3 protein-coding genes are annotated in these 1,792 nt (G+C 39.8%); all 3 read right to left on the bottom strand.

Annotated features, from left to right (window positions below; all coding sequences use genetic code 11):
* The coding region (locus F952_RS15400) for a phage/plasmid replication protein, II/X family (protein WP_004929868.1) at positions 1-453 on the bottom strand (453 nt) is incomplete at its 3' end.
* Positions 450-848 carry a hypothetical protein gene (locus tag F952_RS15405; protein ID WP_228681280.1) on the bottom strand — a complete coding sequence of 133 codons (399 nt, stop codon included), beginning with the start codon at positions 846-848 and terminating at the stop codon, positions 450-452. The genes F952_RS15405 and F952_RS15400, both read right to left, overlap by 4 nt.
* Before the next feature lie 297 nt (positions 849-1,145).
* The coding region (locus F952_RS15410; RefSeq protein WP_004929870.1) for a phage/plasmid replication protein, II/X family at positions 1,146-1,792 on the bottom strand (647 nt) is incomplete at its 5' end.

Consider the following 1,792-nt stretch of genomic DNA (forward strand, 5'->3'; position numbering starts at 1 on the left):
ACCACGATGTTTTAAATATGCCGTTTCACCAACTGAACGAATCCAAGCAAGTACGTCTTTTTGGTTGTTTAAGTGCCAAGTTTCATTAACATCGACACGGCTTAACTCGTAATGACCATCTTTAATGTTTGCGTATTGGAACGGATCAGGACAAAGACCAAATTCTTCACGTTTTAATAACTCATCAAAGAATTTCCCCATAATTGAAACAAGATCATTAGAGCCAAATAAATTATGACCCTGAAGGAATTTTGTAGGATTGCCCGATATATAAATCTGAGTATCTGTCAAAGATTGAATCTGTATTTTTGTTGAATAAGAGCCTTCGACAGTAACCTTTTTATGAACTAACCATTCTGTGTTGCCATCACGGTCAAGAGAAGCCACAAGACCCTCTGAGAGCTTATTAGGATCATGGTTGCAGATTAGTTTAGCCGTCACCCAATCAATCATAGTTTTTTAGCCTCAGAAGCAAGAACGCCTAGTTTCTCATTACCCTCAAGAAGTAATTCACTTGCAAACTGTTTAGCAATGGTTGGAGCATTGGCTTTATCAGCTTGGATTTGCTCAAGTGCAGAAATAGTGCGGTCTAGGATAGGCATGTACTCCTCAAGCATTTCTAAAATTAATTTAGTCTTTGGAGTACCTGTTAAATCAGATAGACGGTCTAAGGTTGAATTAATGTCATCAGGAACAGTTAAAGCTACACGGGGTTTTCTACTAGGCATGTATTCTACTTCTAAGGAGTAACCATTTATTAAAAAGGTACAGCATAAAAAATAATCTGTAAAGGGGGTGCGCGTATCAAATATTCCCAAAGTGGTAAAAATGTGCAGTATTACTAACACTGCACACACGTCCTCCGCCTTCTCCTTGTCGAAGCTCCTCGTCGTCGTTGTCGTCCGAGTGTTTACGTGTTTACGTGTTGTCATGTTGTCATGTTTATATGTTGTCGGCAGGCATAGCCTGGTACTTACCGATCTAAGGCAGAAGGGAGCTTGTAATCAGGGAGAAAAGGCTCTGTGATTCTAATTATGTCAGTTCGCTCGTAGACACTCGCTCTGTTATGTCTGCGCATGCAACTGCGAGCCCTCGTGCAGTGCTCGACTTACTTCGCTCGTTTTAATAGGCGAAAAAAAACCTCATCAAGCGACAAGGTTCTTCTCATAAGCCCAATCAGGTATTCCGACGGGTTTGGCTTCTAAAACTCGGATCAATGGGATCACGTTGTTTTTCTCTTTTGGTGGCTTTGTAGAAATATCAATGCCATATTTTTGAAGCCCCGATTTAGAACGGTAATAAGTTCCATTAGGCAGGATCTGCTTCAAATCATCACCGTTTAACCAAGCTTGATAAGTCAAACGCAGTCTAGGCGGTAAAGAATCAAGAACTTCATCTTTGAGCATATAAACATCACTCATTTCTAATTTAGATATATATTCTAGGAGTAACTCCTCCGCTGTGTCTATATCCCAATTAGAAGCGATATGTAAATCACGTCTTTTAAGTTCTAATTGTCTTGTTACACCCTCTATTCTCAAGGCTTTATGAGCATATTCTCTCATCTCAGGTATGTCTAATTCAGGAGCTAAACGACGATCTTTTTTCTGTATCTCAAGACCTTTGGAGTAACACTTTAAAGCCCAACGACGAGAATTTTTTCCGAAATAAGCAGTATCACCAGAGAACTGACCAGCACCACGATGTTTTAAATATGCCGTTTCACCAACTGAACGAATCCAAGCAAGTACGTCTTTTTGGTTGTTTAAGTGCCAAGTTTCATTAACATCGA

Source organism: Acinetobacter baylyi DSM 14961 = CIP 107474, assembly GCF_000368685.1.
Taxonomy (GTDB): domain Bacteria; phylum Pseudomonadota; class Gammaproteobacteria; order Pseudomonadales; family Moraxellaceae; genus Acinetobacter; species Acinetobacter baylyi.